Origin of the sequence: Eubacterium ramulus ATCC 29099, from assembly GCF_000469345.1 — a bacterium.
Classification (GTDB): Bacteria; Bacillota; Clostridia; order Lachnospirales; family Lachnospiraceae; genus Eubacterium_I; species Eubacterium_I ramulus.
The window spans coordinates 1-1,822 of the sequence record NZ_KI271148.1; the positions used below are offsets into that span (position 1 = coordinate 1).

The following is a 1,822-nucleotide window of genomic DNA, read 5'->3' on the forward strand; positions in this document are numbered from 1 at the left end:
TGATAATTAACTTCCTAATTATCATACAAGATGGATTATGGGAAAAGTATTGACGATAAATAGAAAAATAAATTTTTCAGCAGAGATGGAAGATACTGAAAAAACGATAACTAGAATTACAATGAATGGCTTAAAGGAAGATGTAGAAACAAAAATTTATCCTAGAGGCAAGGATTTATTAGAATATTACAAATTCATTGTCGAGTTTTATAAGAAATATAATATTGTTGGTAGAGTAAATAATAAAGATTTTAATAGTGTTTTAAGAAAATACACAATTCCTTTGTATGTAAAAGAAGATAGTGATTATGTTATAAGCATAGGTGGTTCAAAGGGAAATGTTACTAGAGCTGCATTAAGAAGATTAAAAAAAGGAACATCGGTAAAATGTTCACCTGTCAAAATAGATTTGACAAAGGCTATAAGTTGTATTATTAGAAATATTCAGGGAATAGAAGTCGTATCTGGATGGTTTTCTAATTTAGGTGAACAGTTGCAGAATGCACTTTTACAGGGAAAAGAAGTAAACGAAAATGTGGATTGGAAGAAGTTCTTAAAGACAGTTGGATCGGAATTAAAAAATGTGGAATTTAAACTAGCAGGTGATGAGTATGTAAAAGGCTATGTTATTTTTTCTTTAAGTTCAAGAGGCTTTTTTCATATAAAAAGTGCAATAAGCGATGAAAAATATATTAAAATTGCTGAAAAAATAGTTGGAGTTCTTGAAAGGGAAAACTTAATAGAATATGAAAATGTTAAGGAAGATAATGAGCCAGATGAAGAAAACATTTATGTTGATTTATAAATAATTTTTGATTGAAAAATAGAAATATTGTTGGCTCCATTTTGGCTCTAAAAATTTTAGATGAGGTACACAAAAATGCAAAATAGGATGAATATGAAGGATGAAATGCACAAATGTGTACCAAGAAACAACCAGATAAATCTCTCCGCCCAAGAGTTTGAGTAAAGAACTAGAATCCATTTTTAAGGAATACTTGAAATAGGTTGTAAAAAAATATATAGAGAGAGATAGAAAAGCTGTAAAAATCTACGTTGAATTTTACAGCTTTTTGTATATAATAAAAGTAACAGAAACAATATGAATATGGACCGCACAGTAGGTTGTGTTCATGAGCGAGAACCGAATGTGAATGTCCGCTTTATCAAGGAAAGGAGCTGAAAGAATATGGCAAATATTTTACCAGTGTCTGATTTGAGAAATTATAATGAAGTTCTGAAGAACTGTCATAAAGGAGAACCAGTATATCTGACAAAGAATGGCAGAGGACGTTTTGTAGTTATGGATATTGAAGACTATGAGCGTGACCGTGCAGAGAAAAAGCTTCTGCTGAAGCTGCAGGAAGCCGAAGAAGCAGTGAAAGATGGTGAGGGGTGGCTGGATCTGGAAGAACTGAAAGCACTTGTGGGGGAATAAGATGTTAAAATTGCGGATTAATCCGATTGTTGTAAAGGATTTGAAAAATATCCGGGATTATATTGCTGAAGATAACGAAGAATATGCAGCAAAGACTATAAAGGAAATTTACGGTAAATTTGAGAACCTTCAGATGTTTCCGGGAATGGGTTCAGATCTTTCAAAGCGAGTCAGTTTTCGGACGGACTATAAATATGCGATATGGAAAGATTATGTGATTATCTACAAGGTAGGAAACGAGTATGTAGAGATTTATCGTGTGATTAATCGGTTTCGGGATATTATGAGAGTTTTTGATTGATAACACAATCATGATAACAAATTGATAACATCGTTCAGTACAGTCTGTGGACTTTTGGACAGATGGATATTTTGCATGTAGTG

At 32.3% G+C, this 1,822-nt stretch carries 3 protein-coding genes; all 3 read left to right on the forward strand.

Features of this window, described 5'->3' with window-relative positions; genetic code table 11:
• Positions 1-37 precede the first annotated feature (37 nt).
• The 3 genes from HMPREF0373_RS10220 (at position 38) to HMPREF0373_RS10230 (ending at position 1,739) form a co-directional block, all read left to right on the forward strand.
• On the forward strand, positions 38-805 hold the full coding sequence (locus HMPREF0373_RS10220; RefSeq protein ID WP_021739631.1) for a hypothetical protein: 768 nt from the start codon (positions 38-40) through the stop codon (positions 803-805).
• Between the two features lie 384 nt (positions 806-1,189).
• The gene (locus HMPREF0373_RS10225) at positions 1,190-1,438 is read left to right on the forward strand and encodes a type II toxin-antitoxin system prevent-host-death family antitoxin (RefSeq protein ID WP_021739632.1); all 249 of its coding nucleotides are present in this window, start codon (positions 1,190-1,192) and stop codon (positions 1,436-1,438) included.
• A 1-nt stretch (position 1,439) separates the two neighbouring features.
• The gene (locus HMPREF0373_RS10230; RefSeq protein WP_021739633.1) at positions 1,440-1,739 is read left to right on the forward strand and encodes a type II toxin-antitoxin system RelE/ParE family toxin; all 300 of its coding nucleotides are present in this window, start codon (positions 1,440-1,442) and stop codon (positions 1,737-1,739) included.
• Positions 1,740-1,822 lie beyond the last annotated feature (83 nt).

Excerpts from the sequence above, each read along its gene's own strand:
- HMPREF0373_RS10220 (WP_021739631.1), top strand. The coding sequence starts at position 38 with ATGGGAAAAGTATTGACGATAAATAGAAAAATAAATTTTTCAGCAGAG.
- HMPREF0373_RS10225 (WP_021739632.1), top strand. The coding sequence starts at position 1,190 with ATGGCAAATATTTTACCAGTGTCTGATTTGAGAAATTATAATGAAGTT.
- HMPREF0373_RS10230 (WP_021739633.1), top strand. The coding sequence starts at position 1,440 with ATGTTAAAATTGCGGATTAATCCGATTGTTGTAAAGGATTTGAAAAAT.